Consider the following 15,732-nt stretch of genomic DNA (forward strand, 5'->3'; position numbering starts at 1 on the left):
ATATAAAGTATATTATTCTGTTATAAATAATTATATAAGTAATATTTATGGACATATCCGCAATTGACCGCTCTATTTTACGTATTCTGCAGTCAGATGGCCGCATTACCTACTCAGACTTGGCCAAACAGGTGGGATTGTCGACATCGCCGTGTATCGAGCGCGTGCGCAAACTGGAGCGACTGGGCTACATCAAACACTATTCGGCGCGACTCGATGCGGACAAGCTCGACGCGGGGCTTGTGGTGTTCGTCATGATTCGTATGGACCGCAGCTCCAAAAGCAATTTCGACAAATTCAGGCGTTCGGCCCGTTTGCTACCGGAGGTACAGGAGTGCTACCTGACGACCGGCAGCTTCGACTATCTCATTAAGGCTCGCGTGCGCGACATGGCCTCGTATCGAAATTTACTGGAAGACTCGTTACTGAGCATCGAAGGCGTGCAGGAGTCAACCTCGATTGTGGCGATGGATGCCGTAAAGGAAAGCCTAACGCTCAATATCTGACCAGGGCGACACAATCGCCAGCGAAAAATGTGAAATCGGGCGTGTCCGATCGACCCTTTAACAGTACAATCTAGTCATGAGCTTGCGTGAACAAGTGGAACAATTACTGCCCGGATGGGAGAGCTGGTATCCGAGTCTATTTGATGCCGCCGTTGATTTAGGCGTCATCAAAGCCCAGGTGTGCTCGCCCGATGATCTGTACCTGACCCGCCGCCATTCATCCGTGCAAAGCGCGGCAGCCACCGCCCATCGCGATCAGTGGGGTGGTGATTTTGACAACACGTATCGCGAGTCGGCCAATCCCAAAAAACGCCGCAAACGAAAAGCGCGCGCCAAAAAATCAAAGCGCACCTAACGCCGCTAACCCTCCGACACCATGGCGCAGTCAGCCGACGTCGCGACCCTATTTGCAAAGCACCCTTGAATGGCATTGAATGTCGTTTCCGCATGAACAAGGGAGCGCGCATGAATATTCACTATTTAGAGGTAGTCACACCGGATGTCGACGCGGTGTGCGCAACCTATCAACAGCTGTATAACTGCACGTTTAGCGAGCCCGTCGCACTACTCGGTGGCGCGCGCACCGCGCCGCTGCCCAATGGCGGGCAAGTGGGCGTTCGCGCACCCATGCACGACGCCGAAGAACCGGAAACACGCACCTATGTGCTCGTGGACAACATTGAACGCGCGTTAAACGAGGCTGTACAACTCGGTGCGGACGTGGCCCACCCACCACTAGAGTTAGCCGGTCTAGGTCAATTTGCCATCTACCGATTGGGGAGTTTGATGCACGGTTTGTGGCAGCGCTAGTAGCTCTTCTTAGGATGACGCCGTCGAGATCGACATCAAGGCCATCAACACGCGACGTTACCCACAGTGCAATCAGGCAATGAAAAAGGGTCCATCAGGACCCTTTTCTTAATTGGCGCGCCCGGAGAGATTCGAACTCCCGACCAACTGGTTCGAAGCCAGTTACTCTATCCAGCTGAGCTACGGGCGCAGTTTAAAACGATTGATTCGGTGCAAGCGCGGCTATTGTAACGCCCGGCTTCCAAGGATGACACCCTTTTTAGCCGACGTCCGACGCGCGAATTGAGACGTCTTCGTGTGATAGATTGAGTGCACTGACACCGCCATCAAGCGGCCGCGGCAAGTTTACCGGCGAGTAACGTCTCGAGCGTGATCTGATCAGCCACAAACGACCGAATGCCTTCGGCCAATTTCTCCGTTGCCATGGCATTACTGTTCATTTGAAATCGAAAATCGGCCTCACCTTCGAGCGTGTAGTCCGTATATGGCTTGCGCTCGTCGGGACTTAGGACACGGGCTAAGTGGCCCGTATCATTGGACAACTCCTCCAGAAAGTTAGGCCCGATGGTCAGGCGATCGCACCCGGCCAACGCCTCAATTTCACCGGCATTGCGAAAACTGGCGCCCATCACCACGGTTTTGTAGCCACGGTCTTTATACAGCTGATAAATGTTGCGGACCGACAGGACACCTGGATCCTCCTCGGCTGGATAACTATCGCGGCCGGTGTCTTTCTTATGCCAGTCCAAAATGCGACCGACAAACGGTGAAATCAAAAACGCCCCGGCCTCGGCCGCCGCGACGGCCTGAATATCGGCAAACATCAGGGTTAGATTGCAGTTGATCCCTTCGGCTTCCAGCACGCGGGCCGCTTCAATCCCCTCCCAGGTCGAGGCGAGTTTAATCAACACGCGTTCGCGTCCGATACCGGCCTCATTGTAAAGGGCGATAATGCGACGTGCGGTCGCGACGGACGCATCGCGATCGAACGACAGTCTCGCATCGACTTCGGTTGAAATACGACCCGGAATGATGCGGGTGATTTCGCGACCAATCGCCACTGCAAAGCGATCGCCAAGCAGTGTAACCGCCTCGGCTTCCGACACATTTTGCGCTGCCACGGCGCTGGCTTCGGCATCGATCAACGCCGCGTATTGAGGCATCTGCGCCGCCTTCAGCAGCAGCGAGGGGTTGGTGGTCGCATCCACAGGCTGATACTTGGCAATCGCTTCAATATCACCGGTATCGGCAACGACGTCGGTCATTTCTCGAAGTTGACTCAGTTTGTCCACGTGTGGCTCCTGTGTTGGCGACCGCGCAAAGCGGCGAATCGCGTAGAGAATGGCTTGGGCGTTGGCGCGGCCCATGTCGGACCGACTCACCGCCGTCGCGGTGTGCAAGTTCGCCATGATAGGCCGAACACGCACTCTATTAAAGACGCGTATTGAACGGCGGCGGTACCCAAACACTCGGTGTGGATTGACTGGACCCCAAACCCGATCACGCTCACTGCGCGTTGGTCTGCCATGCGATCGACAACCGCTACGCGGCGCGCCTGAATTGAGCCTCGGAGTGGAAATTATGTCAAGTTTTACCCTGATTTACGGTCTTTTGTGGATGTCAGGGCAATCCCTGAGGTAGGCTTTGTGTACGTATTCATCCAACAGGGTACAAGAAGATGAACAGAACACGCCTCGCTTCACTGACTCAAGCACTGATGCTGGCCGCCGCGCTTGCCGCCGGCTGGTCCGCCAACGCCAACACCGCCGTCACAGTCATTGGCACCGATAATCTCTTACAGCAACCGACCGGTACGGCCGTGTTGGGCTATGAATTTGTAGCCGCAACCGATCTGACGGTCACCGCCATTGGCATTTTGGACGCAGGCAGCAATGGCTTGTCCAGTCCACACACCCTGGCCATTTGGGATGATCTGGGCAATGTGGTTATTCAGCTGCTGGTACCCGCCGGTGGTGGCGAACTCGATAACGGCTTTCGGTATCTGGACATCAATCCGCTGGTGCTCACGGCCGACACCAAATTTGTCATCGGGGCGTACTACTTTGGGGGCAATGGCGACAGCGTTGCCGTGGCCACCTCCGCCTCGGATTACGTACTGGATCCAGCGCTCACCATTTTAGGCGGCCGCGCGCTGACCGGCTCGTTGGGCTTTCCAGGCGAAGACACCGATGAGATTTACTTTGGTCCCAACTTCCGTTTTACGGCGGTGCCTTTGCCGGGGGCGGCTTGGCTTCTAATAAGTGCGCTCGGCATCATGGGCGCGTTGCGTCGTCGCTAGCACGCATTACGCCAGCATCAAAAAGTACCGACGTCGCCATCGGGCGTCGGCAATCGGCGACTAAAGCGTAAAGACCACTTTGCCAATCGCGCGGCGTCCTGTGAGCACGCCAAAGGCTTCTTCGTACTGGTCCAACGAATACGTTTGGGTGACGCGTGGTTTGAGCTGGCCCGCGGTATAAAAACCAAACAGTTCGGCCATGTTGCCCATCGATTCTTTCGGAAACTGCGTCACCCAGGAGCCCCAGAATACGCCGACAATATGCAGGCCTTTGAGCAGAGGCAGATTGAGCGGAATTTTAGGAATGTCACCACTGGCAAATCCGATCACAAGAAAGCGTCCATCCCATGCCGTCGCGCGCAGTGCTTGTTCCGACAGCTCACCGCCAACCGGATCGTACACCACGTCAACCCCACGACCATCCGTTAAGGCTTTGACGGTTTTCTTAACGTCGTCTTGCGTGTAGTTCAGTAAGTGTGTCGCGCCAGCTTCTTTCGTGGCCGCGAGTTTCTCATCATTACTGGCCGCGGCAATGACCGTGGCACCCATGATGCGACCGAGCTCAACCGCCGCCAAGCCGACACCGCCCGCTGCACCGAGCACCAGTAACGAATCGCCGTCGGCAAGTTGCGCGCGCTGTTTCAGCGCGTAGTACGACGTCGCGTACGTGAGCGTGAAACCAGCCGCGGTGACAAAATCCATTTCATCGGGCATCGGCACGACCGCCACTTCCGGCGCCACCAGCTTTTCGGCAAACGCGCCGATCATGCATAACGCAATCACACGCTGGCCAACGGTCACGCGTTTGACGCCTTCCCCCACCGCCACGACCGTCCCGGCCGCTTCCCCGCCCGGTGTAAACGGCATCGGTGGCTGCATTTGATACTTGCCCTCGATAATTAGCGTATCGGGGAAATTGATGCCTGCTGCAGCCACCTCAATGAGCACCTCGCCTTTACCCGGCGTCGGATCATCAACCGTTTCAACAACCAGTTTGTTGGCAGGACCATGTTCTTTACACAACAGTGCGCGCATTCGCCGTCTCCGTATCGATGGGTGGCAGACTAATAGGTGGGCCGTTATCCGTTCAGGCCGGTACGATCAAAAGGGTGAGCGCTTCAACGCTCAAAGCGGGCTTATCGCTTCCTTCGATGTCGACGGTAACGCCGCCGCGAACCATGAACTGACCGGCCCGTTTCTTCGTGATATCGATCAGGGTCAGGCGCGCCCGAATGCGACTGCCACTCGGCACCGGCGCGAGAAAGCGTAGCTTATCGGCACCGTAATTGATCGCCATTACCGTGTTAGCCGGCGCAAATTGAATGTCCTGCAACAACACCGGCAATAGCGAGAGCGTCAAATAGCCATGTGCAATCGTACCGCCAAATGGCGTCTTGGCCGCGGCTTCTGGGTCGGTGTGAATAAACTGCCGATCCTCTGTTACCTCGGCAAATTCATTAATGCGCGCCTGACTGACTTCAATCCAGTTGGACACACCGAGCTCTTCGCCAATTCGAGCCTGCAGTTCTTCGATGGTTTGTGTGGGCATGCGTTTCGCTACCTAGTCCTGTGTTTGCGTGTCGCTGTTGATTACGCGTTATGGGCGCGCATACCGACCTAGCTCTTCGCGCGCCACCACACGCCGATGTACCGCGTCCGGGCCATCGGCGAGCCGAAGCGTGCGCATTTGCATATACATATGGGCCAGCGGCGTATCTTGTGACACACCTGTTGCGCCGAACATTTGTATGGCTTCATCAATCACGCGCAACGCCACCGTCGGGGCGACGACCTTGATCTTCGAGATCATCGTTCGCGCGGCTTTCACACCGTGGTGATCAATAATGTACGCGGTTTGCAAGGTGAGCAAGCGCGCCATGTCGATGTCCATCCGCGCATTCGCAATAATGTCGTAGTTGCCACCCAAATCGGCCAGCGGTTTACCAAACGCTTTGCGCGATACTGCTCGCTCACACATCAGCTGCAACGCTTTCTCTGCGGCACCGATGGCGCGCATACAGTGATGAATGCGCCCAGGCCCTAAACGACCTTGTGAAATCTCAAAGCCTCGACCGCGACCAAGAATCAAATTCTCAAGCGGCACGCGCACGTTATTAAATTTCAAATGCATGTGCCCATGCGGCGCATCGTCCAATGAAAATACGTGCATGGGCCGCACCACTTCAAGCCCAGGCGTGCCCATCGGCACCAATATTTGCGAATGTTGTTGATGACGACCCGCGTCCGGGTCGGTATTGACCATACAAATTAGAATTTTGCAGCGCGGATCGCCAGCACCGGAAATATAAAACTTCTCGCCGTTGATCACCCACTCGTCGCCATCTTCCACCGCCGACATCGAAATATTAGTGGCGTCACTCGACGCCACACCCGGTTCGGTCATAGCAAACGCCGACCGAATCGTGCCGTCAAGCAACGGCTTGAGCCAGCGCTCCTTTTGTGCCTCGGAGCCATAGCGATGCAACACTTCCATATTGCCGGTGTCGGGTGCGCTGCAGTTGAACGCCTCAGCCGCCAAATACGTGCGACCGGTTTGCTCCGCGATGTAGGCGTAATCGACGGCGCTGATACCAGGCCCCTCTTCTGGCAAGAAAAAATTCCACAACCCCTGAGCGCGCGCCTCGCGTTTGAGCGTCTCGAGAATGTCGGTCTGACGATCGGTGTGTGTCCATCGATCACCGACATCGATTTCCGCCACAAACTCGTCTTCCACGGGGATCACGCGCTCGTTGATAAAGTTGGTTGCACGCGTTAATAGCGCCGCAGACTGTTCACTGATTTCAAGATTCATTAATTTTCTCTTAGCTGATCATGGCGCCGTCGATGACGAGCGTCGTACCGGACGTGTAGGCCGCAGCGTCCGACACCAAATAGAGCACACCGCCCACCATATCTTCCGGCACGCCCATCCGTTTGGCCGGAATCGTCTTGAGCACCGACTCGCGCAACGCATCGTTAGACTTGAGTGCTTCAGTAAACTTAGTGTCGGTAAGACCCGGCGCCAAGGCATTAACTCGCACGTTATGCTTGGAATATTCGTTTGCGAATGTCTTAGTCATACTTACTAGCGCCGCCTTTGTCATCGCGTAGATGCCCATGTAGGTGCCGGGATTGAACGCCGTGATGGACGACACGGTAACCACCGCCCCGCCGCCTTGTTTGGCCATGCGTTTTACCGCTGCAGAAGTCATCATGAACGGACCCTTGACGTTCACTTCGTACGTTTTGTCCATCGCTTCGACCGGTGTGTCCGCGATCGGACCGTAATACGGGTTGGTGGCACCGTTATTAATGAGAATGTCGATGCGCCCAAACTGTTCGTCAATGGCGTCGAACACCGCCTCAATGTCGGCCGCGACACCCGCATGGCAACGCATGGCCACCGCCTCCCCGCCCTTGTCATTGATGGCATCCGCGACGGTTTGGCACGCCGCCACATCGCGACTGGATACGATCACCCGCGCGCCCTGTTCTGCCAGGCCATGAGCAATGGCTTCGCCGATGCCGCGGCTACCGCCGCTGACCAGCGCCACCTTGCCTTCCAGTGAAAAACGATTGGATGCCATACGTTGTGTCCTTTAAATTGAGTGGTGTGGTAGCGCGTCGGCTACGCGAATTGGTCGCGCAGCTTGCGCATGCCGCCCAACCATTTGTCGTAGTTCGCCACTTTAAACTGCATGTAATCGCCGACCTGCGGATGGGGCAAAATCAAAAACGTCTCAGCGTCCAGGCCTTGCATTACCGCGTCGCAGAGTGTTTCGATCGGCATAATGCCATCCGCGCCTTGAGGCCCACCGCCTGCCACGGCGGCCATCATTCGCGTGTCCACACCCTGCGGGCACAACAGCGACACGCCGATCCCCTGATCGCCATGCATAATCGCCAGCGATTCGGCAAACCCCACCGCGGCGTGCTTGCTCGTGGAATAAGAAGCTGAACCGATTTGGCTCAGAAGACCCGCGGCCGACGCTGTAATTAAAAAGTGACCCTGCTGGCGCTTGAGCATAGCAGGCAGCAGTTCGCGGGCCGCGACCACATGCGCGTGCACATTAATGCGCCAGGTTTTTTCCCACAGTGCGTCACTGGCCGCCGCGACGTGTTCGCCATCCGCATAGCCAACGCCGGCGTTGGAGCAAAAGAGATCGATATGACCAAGATCCGACTCGATGGTGCGCAAGGTGTGAGCAAAGGCGTCTGCGTCCGCCACATCGACCGCATAGGCTCGCGCGCCGATGTCGCTGGCAACCGCCTGAACAGCGGCTTCATCCAAATCAATCAGAGCGATTTTCTTCGCGCCTTCGGCGGCAAAACGCCGACTGAGTCCTTGGCCAATGCCGTGTGCGGCGCCGGTTATCACAATGTGTTGGTTGTTAGGGTGCACAGGCTCGCTTCCGTCGGTAAATCGCGACGTTACCAAAGACCTGTGGCGAAGTACACGACGCGCTGGCGGCCCAGCTGGTTAACCGCCAGTCCGATTAATCCGCCGTATCGAATGATCGGCTTGCTGCCGCTTGGCCATCGCTCCGCGCGACAGGGATAAGCCCCAAAAAAAAACTCTCCCGGAGGAGAGTTTTTTCGGTAGTCGGCCCGCCGGTCCCGTCAAGTCGGAAACCATGGCGCGGTTTGTCTCGACGGCGGGCGAATAGAATTAGCTTTTGGCTTTCTTACCGGATTGCCAGTTTTCAAATTCGCGCCAAGACGGAGCCTGGTTGCTCACGCTCGGGCGAGTGGCGCTCCAAAAATCGTCACTGCGTTTTTGCCATTGACGCTTCAGATGACCGGAATCCTGTTGAAAGAAGAAGTTGACGGCGCCGCTCTTGGCAGGAATTCCGCGAGGGGCTTTACCGATAAGGGGTTTGTGTGCGGCCATGGTTTTCTCCGGATTGTGTGAAACGGGACACATACGCTAATCGACATAATGATCAACAGCACGGAACTGGTTCACACATTCAGCAAAAAAGGGGTTTCTACTTACCGTAATCTGGCAATAGACACCGGCGTTCGCCCTTTCGCTGAGCTGACCGTTCGGATCATGAATGTCACATAACCCGCTCGCATCCACTGTGTCTCGACCGAGCAGCGTCCGAAGGTTTGATATCATGCGTCGATGGAGACGTTGATCTACTTCGCCATTCCGGCGTTCGTGCTGCTAATTCTATTAGAATGGGCGTACAGTCAAAAAGCCGGTCAGCACGTGTACTCACTGAAAGACACCATGGCGTGCTTGAGCATGGGCCTTGGCAATGTGGCCATTAACGCCGCCACCGCCGCCGCTGTGCTCGGACTCTATACGGTTGTTTACCAATTCCGCGTGTTTGACCTTGCCCCCTTTGCACTGAGCACGTGGGCGTTGCTGTTGTTTGCCGAAGATTTTTGCTACTACTGGTTTCATCGCGTGCACCACGAAAGTCGAATCGGCTGGGCGGGCCACGTCAACCATCATTCCAGCACACACTACAATCTCGCGGTTGCCCTTCGACAAAGCTGGACGACGCGATTTACCGGTGTGGTGTTCTGGCTACCGCTGGCGTTACTGGGCTTTCATCCTCTGATGATACTCGCCCAGCAGGCCGTCAGTTTGATTTACCAGTTTTGGATCCACACGCAGACCATCCATCGGCTCGGCCCGTTTGAATGGATTATGAACACCCCCTCGCATCATCGCGTGCATCATGGCAGCAACCCGCAATACATCGATCGCAACTACGGCGGCATTTTTATTGTCTGGGATCGGTTGTTCGGTACGTTCGAACCCGAAGGGGAAAAAGTCGAATACGGATTAACCAACAACATTAAAACGTATAACCCGTTGCGTATCGCTTTTCACGAATGGGCCGCGATGGTGAGGGATGCGGCGGCGACCTCATCACTTGGCGATGCGCTTCGCGTACTGTTTAAGCATCCTAAATGGTTTAGCGACTCACAGCGGTGAGGCGAACACGCGCGGAGGAACGTCACGACGATTCGATGCGTTAAGGGATGTTGAATGTGAGCGAAAGTCGCGCACTTTGGACGATGAACTAATCGTAAGGCTGATTTTACTCCACGAAAAACTTACTCCAACTTGTTCAAACTTATGTTGAGTAACATTTGCTAGGCGATTGTTTTTTATGTTGATTAAACTTAAGCGGCAACGCATGAAGTGCGCGCGCCCTTCAGGGCCGCTCTGAGCAAAGATCGATGAATTTGCAACATGTTAAATCGACCTTGCAATTGCCGATCAGACTTATATTCTCAGTGACGAGAAAAAATACTTTAACGCTCAGGGAGTTGTGCTGCGTCGCAACACCCAACGATTCTCATCACATCAAAACAAGGGGGAAAGAACGTGAAACTTCACGCGTATCCGAAATTGCTTTTGGCAGTCGGAAGCCTGGGTTTGTCAGCACTTAGCAGCTCCGCTGCATTTGCTTTTGACGCCTCAGCTCTGGCCGTTGAACGCTCAACACCCGCAGTTGCGTCGGCCGAAGGAAGTAGCGCCGGTCCTGCTGCACAAAAAACGCTGCTCAACCTTATGGGACAGCGCAGCACTTCATCCAAACAACTCGTTTGTGGCGACTCCGAGCCTGATGACGGCGAAGAGTGCGACGACGGCAACCTGGTCGACGGCGACGGCTGTAGCTCAACCTGTACGATCGAAGCCGGCAGCAACTGTACCGCTGCGATTGCCGGTTCGTCTGTCACGAACGACATTGCCGACGGCAGCTTCGAAGCCAACGACGGTTCGTGGACCTTCTCAGGCACCGCGTTCAATCCGCTGTGTAGCCCCACATTTTGTGGTCCTGATCTTGCCACCGACGGTTCAAACTACCTGTGGCTAGGCGGCGGCTTCCTCGATAACGGTAATGGCGGTGTCGCTACACAGACACTCGTGATTCCCGCGACGGCGACGGCGCTGACGTTCGAGTGGGCTTCCGGTTCCAACGCCACGCTGGCTGACTGTGAGTCACCGGCTGACGACTTTATGGAAGTACTGATCGACGGCGTTCAGGTGTTCCGTACACCAAACCCCTGTATCGGCCAGTTCCCATACATCACTGAGTCGATTGACCTGGCGGCAGCAGGTGTTGCCGATGGTGCATCTCACACGATCACTTTCCAGGGCTTTAACGTCGATAACCCAGGTGATCCTGGCACACTGACCAACTTCTTCGTTGACAATGTGCAGCTTCTGGTTCCTGTCGATCCGCCCATCCCACCTGTACCCAGCTCATGCTTGGTCGGCGTGTGTGGTGACGGCATCTTGAGCAGCGGCGAAGCCTGTGACGATGGCAACAGCATCGACGGCGACGGCTGTTCTTCAAGCTGTGCGATCGAAGGCGTGGACTTTGTCTGCTCTGATCCGCTGTACACCGCCGCTGACTTCCTGCCTGCTGGTGCAGCACCAACCGGTGATGCAGTGACCGAAGGCAGCCTCGAAGACGCTCGCGGTCGTCAGTCGTTTGCCTGGACCGAAACGGTCAACAGCGCCGACGGCCTGCTGCCGATCTGTACGGAAGTGTTCTGCTCGTTCATCAGCATCAACCTCGGTTCAGATGGCATCTTCTATGCGCTGTTCGGTGCAAGTTTGGATCCAAGCGACACGCAGATCTCACAGACGGCGACCATTCCGGTGGGCGCTACTGACTTGACCTTCGACTTCTTCGTTGCGTCACCGGCCGATCCAGGTCCTTGTGACAGCACTGACGATTTCCTCGAAGTCACCGTGGACGGTAACGTCGAGTACACCTACGATTGTACGACGATCATCGATACCTACGAGACGCAGACTGTCGACATTTCGGCCTACGCCGATGGTGCTGATCATGAAATCGTCATCCGCGGTGTCACCGTGGCAACGAACGGTCAGAACACCAACTTCTTTGTTGACAACATCAGCATCCCAACCGGTGCTGCAGGCGATCCGCTGGCTAACGCCAGTGAGTGCTTCTTGCGCGACACCGCTTGCGACACCATCGAAACGTTTGATGCGGGCATCCCAGGTACCTGGACCGTCATCAACCTCGGTCCTGATCCAGCTGACGGCTGGGGCACCATTGGTGACGGCACCTGTTTGGCGCAAAACGCAGCGGGTCTTGTCGACAACACCGGCAGCGAAAACCTGACCTCGGGCACCGGCAACGCCGCGTGTGCGGACAGTGACGCCACCGGACAGGTTGACGAAGACGTGGCAGCTGGTTCAGCGCTCGAGATGGACACCTACCTGTGTTCACCAGCGCTTGACCTGAGCACCATCACCGGTCCGTCGTACAGCTTCAACACGTACTACCAGTCCGCGAACAACCAGTTCAACGACAATGGTACGCCAGACGACTTCGCCGATGACTTCGATGAAGATCTGCTGGAAGTGTTGATCGGTACCAACGCACCAAACGCGCTGACGATTGGCGGTTACACCCGACTGGGTGGCGTGAACGATCACGAAGACGGCAACCTGGTACTCACCGGTGCGCAGGAGCTGAGCGCTAACCTCGAAGGTACTGAGCTTGAAGGTCAGGCTGAAGGTTACGTCTGCTTCCGCTACCGCGGTACGTTCGCCTGGTTCGCTCAAATCGACAACGCGGGTCTGCGCGGTGAAGACTGTGCCCTGGCACCGGTTGACACCGATGGCGACGGCGTGTTCGACAGCACCGACAACTGCACCAACGTCTCGAACCCTGGTCAGGAAGACACCAATGGTGACGGCATTGGTAACCGTTGTGATGCAGACATCAACAATGACTGCATCGTGAACTTTGTCGACATCTCGCAGTTTGGACCTAAGTTCAACAGCGCCGATGGCGATCCTGCTTACGATCCCGATTTCGATATCGATAGCAGTGGTGCGATCAACTTCGTGGACTACATCACCTATACCAGCAACTTTGGTATGGCACCTGGTCCTAGCGCCAATGACTGTGTTGTGGGTCTGGGTAACTAAGATCTAGTCAACACGAGTAAGACAAGAAAGCCCCGCTTCGGCGGGGCTTTTTTTTGCTCAATCGTGTATCGGCCGCGTGGGCCATCGCGACTTGAGGCTGCATCGACAATTTGTCTTAATGTCATGACATAACGTCAACGAATATGTCGATCAATAACATAGCCATCGAGGCGCTAACATAACTGTGAAACAGTACACAGCGACCATCGACGATCTCTCGCTACACTTGCGCCATGAAAACTCAACGTGGCGTCACTTTCATTGAGCTGATCTTTGCCATCAGCATTGCCGGCATCCTAATTAGTGTGGGCATCCCTGGTTTTATCGGCAGCATGCGCAACTCCGACATGTCGGCGGCGGCCAACACGTTTGTGGGCGCAGTGCACGCCGCACGATCCGAGTCGGTGAAGGCCAGGAGTCGTGTCACGGTATGCCGAGGCGATACCTCCGGTGCGAATCCGGCGTGCGATAACAACGGTGATGCGCTGATTGTCTTTATTAACGATGCCAACGATTCAAGTTTCGACAATGGCACCGACACATTGATTCGATCCACCCCGTGGCTACAAGATGACATGTCGGTCACCGCACCCGATTTGCCCGGCTATGTGACGTTTACCCCTCAAGGTGTGACCCGAGCGATCAATGGCGACGCGATCTCTGGCACCCTCATGTTATGCGGCCCATCGGGGAATAAACACGCGCGCGTGGTCACGCTATCGCCAACCGGCCGTCCCGTGGTTCAACACCATCGAGACGCCATCAATCCAGCGAACTGCCCCACCACCTAAACTCGCACCCCCATCCGTTTGGATAACGATGCCCCACTGAGGTGACGGCACGCACGAGGGTGGACGCTTAATAATCCCCGAGCGACCTGCTAAGCTTTGCGCGACATCGCAGGGGGAAGGTCGTGAACAAACTATTAGGCCTCATCGCCTTAACACTCATGCTTCTGGCAACCACCGGCAGCCACGCGTCGACAGCGCCCTGCCGCGCGGACGGCGATCGACCAAGCGTCGGCCTGGTGCTCAGCGGAGGCGGCGCGCGCGGAGCGGCGCACGTCGGCGCCATCAAGGTACTTGAAGAGCTGCGCATACCCGTCGACTGCATTGCCGGAACCAGCATGGGCGCCATCGTTGGCGGTTTATACGCCTCGGGACTGTCGGCCGCCGAGCTCGAGGACATTCTCTACGGCCTTGATTGGGTCGATGCCCTGCAGGATTCGCCCAGTCGGCGCAATCGCTCGTTCCGACGCAAGCAGGACGACGTGAACTTTCTGATCAACTTCGATGTCGGTTTTCGCAACGGCAAGCTGCGGTTACCCAAAGGGCTGGTCCATGGTCAAAAACTCAATGCCCTGCTGCGTGGTTTTGTCGCGCCCGTAGAAGGCATAAGCGAGTTTGATGCGTTGCCCATACCGTTTCGTTCAGTCGCCACCGATGTGGAAACCGGTGAGATGGTCGTGCTTGACCGGGGTGATCTGGTCAGCGCGATTAAAGCCAGTATGTCCGCGCCCGGGGTTTTCGCCCCGGTTGACATTGAGGATCGCTTGCTGATTGATGGAGGCGTGGCGAATAACTTGCCCGTTGACGTGGCGCGCGAGATGGGCGCCGACGTGCTGATTGTGGTGGACATCGGATTTCCGTTGCTCGAGCGTGAGCAGCTTGATTCTGCCTTGGCGCTCACCAACCAGATGCTGACCATTCTCATTCGCCGAAAAGCAGAGCAACAACTCGCATCACTCAACGCCACAGACATCGCCATATTGCCAGATCTCGGCGACATCGGCTCCACCGACTTTCACCGTTCGGCTGAAGCGGTGCCACTGGGTGAACAGGCGGCACGCGATGAATATCGCGCGCTGACCGCGTTGACGGTCGACGAGGCGCACTTTCTGGCGCATCAAGCGGCGCGGCAAACACGCCGTGATTTCTCAACACGCACCGTGCGCAACCTCACAATCGAAGACAATTCGCAGTGGTCCGACAAAGTGCTCGAGGGCAATTTAACGCTCAAACCGGATGAGGACCTGCAAGTGGATGTCGTGCGTGAAGATGTGTCGAGACTCTACGGACTCGACACCTTCGAACTGGTTGATTATCACGTGGAGCACGTTGACGAGGCGCTGGCCGATATCACAATCAAGACGTCGAAAAAAAGTTGGGGACCGAATTTTATTAACTTCGGTATCAACCTTATCGACGACTTTGACGGTTCGAGCGGTTATAACCTTGCGGCGCGATACACCAAGACGCAAGTCAATCCGCTTGGCGCTGAGTGGCGCACGGATTTACAGGTGGGCGATAACCCATTGTTGGAGTCGGAGTTCTACCAGCCGCTCAATTATGCCTCGCGCTATTTTGTTGCGCCCCGCGTGCGCGTTGAAAAGCGCTCAGTATCGACGTTTAACGATGACGGCTCTGAGCAAGCTTCGCTGTCCCTGACGTTTTCGCAGCTGCAGCTGGATGTTGGACGCACGTTCGGGCAAAACGCTGAGTTTCGGGTAGGTTTTAACCGGTCTTCGGGTCGACTATCACCCCGAATCGGCAGCTCCGGGGAGCTGGACAGTTTGCGCTTCGAGGGGGGTGCCTTTTCGCTTGGCTGGCGCTATGACTCGCGCGACAACGTGCGTTTTACGCGGCAAGGAATTGAAAGCAGCATCGAGTGGGTTGGATTTCGCGAAGGACTCGGCGACACATCCGACAACGACCGCGTATCGTTTGAGTTTCTCAATGCCATGAGCCGAGGACCTCACACGGTATTGACCGCACTGAACGCGGGATCCAACCTAAACGGCGATGGTGAAATCGAAGACCTGTTCGGACTTGGCGGCTTGTTCTCACTCTCCGGCTACCAACTCAACGAATTGCGTGGTCAACATTACGCCTTGATGGCGCTGGCCTACTATCGACGCGTGGGCCTCGGCTCATCGACCTTTCAAACGCCCTTGTATATTGGGGCCTCATTCGAGGCGGGTAATGTATGGGATGATTCGGACGACATCAGCATTAACGGGTTGCGCTTAGCCGGCAGTCTGTTTATCGGACTCGACACCTTTATCGGCCCGTTGTATCTGTCGCACGGATTTGCCGAGAACGGTCGATCGGCAACGTACTTCCAATTGGGTACGACCTTTTAAGCGATTAGCCGAGTACCGAACGCGCGGCGCGATC

The 15,732-nt window shown here is 56.1% G+C and carries 15 protein-coding genes and 1 tRNA gene; 8 read left to right on the top strand and 8 right to left on the bottom strand.

All coding sequences use genetic code 11. The annotated features are described in order from the left end of the window. Positions 1-47 precede the first annotated feature (47 nt). The 3 genes from AAF465_07165 (at position 48) to AAF465_07175 (ending at position 1,316) form a co-directional block, all read left to right on the top strand. Positions 48-506 (top strand): Lrp/AsnC ligand binding domain-containing protein, encoded by a 459-nt coding sequence (locus AAF465_07165; protein ID MEM7082499.1) that lies wholly within the window; start codon positions 48-50, stop codon positions 504-506. A gap of 76 nt (positions 507-582) precedes the next feature. Next, complete coding sequence (locus AAF465_07170; GenBank protein ID MEM7082500.1) at positions 583-861, top strand: hypothetical protein; 279 nt, start codon at positions 583-585, stop codon at positions 859-861. 110 nt (positions 862-971) lie between these two features. Continuing rightward, on the top strand, positions 972-1,316 hold the full coding sequence (locus tag AAF465_07175) for a hydroxylase (GenBank protein MEM7082501.1): 345 nt from the start codon (positions 972-974) through the stop codon (positions 1,314-1,316). A gap of 113 nt (positions 1,317-1,429) precedes the next feature. Here the strand turns inward: AAF465_07175 and AAF465_07180 are convergent. Both AAF465_07180 and tal read right to left on the bottom strand, forming a co-directional pair. Further along, positions 1,430-1,506, bottom strand: a tRNA-Arg gene (locus AAF465_07180). Positions 1,507-1,642: 136 nt separating this feature from the next. Beyond that, on the bottom strand, positions 1,643-2,608 hold the full coding sequence (tal, locus tag AAF465_07185) for a transaldolase (GenBank protein ID MEM7082502.1): 966 nt from the start codon (positions 2,606-2,608) through the stop codon (positions 1,643-1,645). Between the two features lie 386 nt (positions 2,609-2,994). Between tal and AAF465_07190 the strand changes: the two genes are divergently transcribed. Next, positions 2,995-3,615 (top strand): VPLPA-CTERM sorting domain-containing protein, encoded by a 621-nt coding sequence (locus tag AAF465_07190; GenBank protein ID MEM7082503.1) that lies wholly within the window; start codon positions 2,995-2,997, stop codon positions 3,613-3,615. A 60-nt stretch (positions 3,616-3,675) separates the two neighbouring features. Here AAF465_07190 and AAF465_07195 read toward each other — a convergent pair whose 3' ends face one another. The 6 genes from AAF465_07195 to AAF465_07220 form a co-directional block, all read right to left on the bottom strand. After that, on the bottom strand, positions 3,676-4,650 hold the full coding sequence (locus tag AAF465_07195) for an NADPH:quinone oxidoreductase family protein (protein MEM7082504.1): 975 nt from the start codon (positions 4,648-4,650) through the stop codon (positions 3,676-3,678). A 52-nt stretch (positions 4,651-4,702) separates the two neighbouring features. Next, positions 4,703-5,164: a MaoC family dehydratase gene (locus AAF465_07200; protein ID MEM7082505.1), complete on the bottom strand. Its 462-nt coding sequence runs from the start codon at positions 5,162-5,164 to the stop codon at positions 4,703-4,705. Between the two features lie 48 nt (positions 5,165-5,212). Beyond that, positions 5,213-6,427, bottom strand: coding sequence for an acyl-CoA dehydrogenase family protein (locus tag AAF465_07205; protein MEM7082506.1), 1,215 nt, complete (start codon positions 6,425-6,427; stop codon positions 5,213-5,215). A gap of 10 nt (positions 6,428-6,437) precedes the next feature. After that, complete coding sequence (locus tag AAF465_07210; protein ID MEM7082507.1) at positions 6,438-7,202, bottom strand: glucose 1-dehydrogenase; 765 nt, start codon at positions 7,200-7,202, stop codon at positions 6,438-6,440. A gap of 41 nt (positions 7,203-7,243) precedes the next feature. Continuing rightward, complete coding sequence (locus tag AAF465_07215) at positions 7,244-8,017, bottom strand: SDR family NAD(P)-dependent oxidoreductase (GenBank protein MEM7082508.1); 774 nt, start codon at positions 8,015-8,017, stop codon at positions 7,244-7,246. Positions 8,018-8,284: 267 nt separating this feature from the next. Then, complete coding sequence (locus tag AAF465_07220) at positions 8,285-8,506, bottom strand: hypothetical protein (protein ID MEM7082509.1); 222 nt, start codon at positions 8,504-8,506, stop codon at positions 8,285-8,287. Between the two features lie 237 nt (positions 8,507-8,743). Between AAF465_07220 and AAF465_07225 the strand changes: the two genes are divergently transcribed. From AAF465_07225 to AAF465_07240, 4 genes are all read left to right on the top strand, one after another. Next, positions 8,744-9,568, top strand: coding sequence for a sterol desaturase family protein (locus tag AAF465_07225; protein ID MEM7082510.1), 825 nt, complete (start codon positions 8,744-8,746; stop codon positions 9,566-9,568). A 396-nt stretch (positions 9,569-9,964) separates the two neighbouring features. After that, a complete protein-coding gene (locus AAF465_07230; GenBank protein MEM7082511.1) occupies positions 9,965-12,556 on the top strand; it encodes a DUF4215 domain-containing protein in 2,592 nt (863 codons plus the stop codon). A gap of 233 nt (positions 12,557-12,789) precedes the next feature. Then, positions 12,790-13,347: a GspH/FimT family pseudopilin gene (locus tag AAF465_07235; GenBank protein MEM7082512.1), complete on the top strand. Its 558-nt coding sequence runs from the start codon at positions 12,790-12,792 to the stop codon at positions 13,345-13,347. 122 nt (positions 13,348-13,469) lie between these two features. After that, complete coding sequence (locus AAF465_07240; GenBank protein ID MEM7082513.1) at positions 13,470-15,698, top strand: patatin-like phospholipase family protein; 2,229 nt, start codon at positions 13,470-13,472, stop codon at positions 15,696-15,698. The last annotated feature ends 34 nt before the right edge of the window (positions 15,699-15,732 follow it).

This window comes from Pseudomonadota bacterium (genome assembly GCA_039028935.1).
Lineage (GTDB): Bacteria > Pseudomonadota > Gammaproteobacteria > Steroidobacterales > SZUA-146 > SZUA-146.

Coding starts and splice junctions, on each gene's coding strand:
- AAF465_07205 (MEM7082506.1), bottom strand. CDS start 6,427: ATGAATCTTGAAATCAGTGAACAGTCTGCGGCGCTATTAACGCGTGCA.
- AAF465_07210 (MEM7082507.1), bottom strand. CDS start 7,202: ATGGCATCCAATCGTTTTTCACTGGAAGGCAAGGTGGCGCTGGTCAGC.
- AAF465_07220 (MEM7082509.1), bottom strand. CDS start 8,506: ATGGCCGCACACAAACCCCTTATCGGTAAAGCCCCTCGCGGAATTCCT.
- AAF465_07170 (MEM7082500.1), top strand. CDS start 583: ATGAGCTTGCGTGAACAAGTGGAACAATTACTGCCCGGATGGGAGAGC.
- AAF465_07190 (MEM7082503.1), top strand. CDS start 2,995: ATGAACAGAACACGCCTCGCTTCACTGACTCAAGCACTGATGCTGGCC.
- AAF465_07235 (MEM7082512.1), top strand. CDS start 12,790: ATGAAAACTCAACGTGGCGTCACTTTCATTGAGCTGATCTTTGCCATC.
- AAF465_07195 (MEM7082504.1), bottom strand. CDS start 4,650: ATGCGCGCACTGTTGTGTAAAGAACATGGTCCTGCCAACAAACTGGTT.
- AAF465_07200 (MEM7082505.1), bottom strand. CDS start 5,164: ATGCCCACACAAACCATCGAAGAACTGCAGGCTCGAATTGGCGAAGAG.
- AAF465_07165 (MEM7082499.1), top strand. CDS start 48: ATGGACATATCCGCAATTGACCGCTCTATTTTACGTATTCTGCAGTCA.
- AAF465_07225 (MEM7082510.1), top strand. CDS start 8,744: ATGGAGACGTTGATCTACTTCGCCATTCCGGCGTTCGTGCTGCTAATT.
- AAF465_07175 (MEM7082501.1), top strand. CDS start 972: ATGAATATTCACTATTTAGAGGTAGTCACACCGGATGTCGACGCGGTG.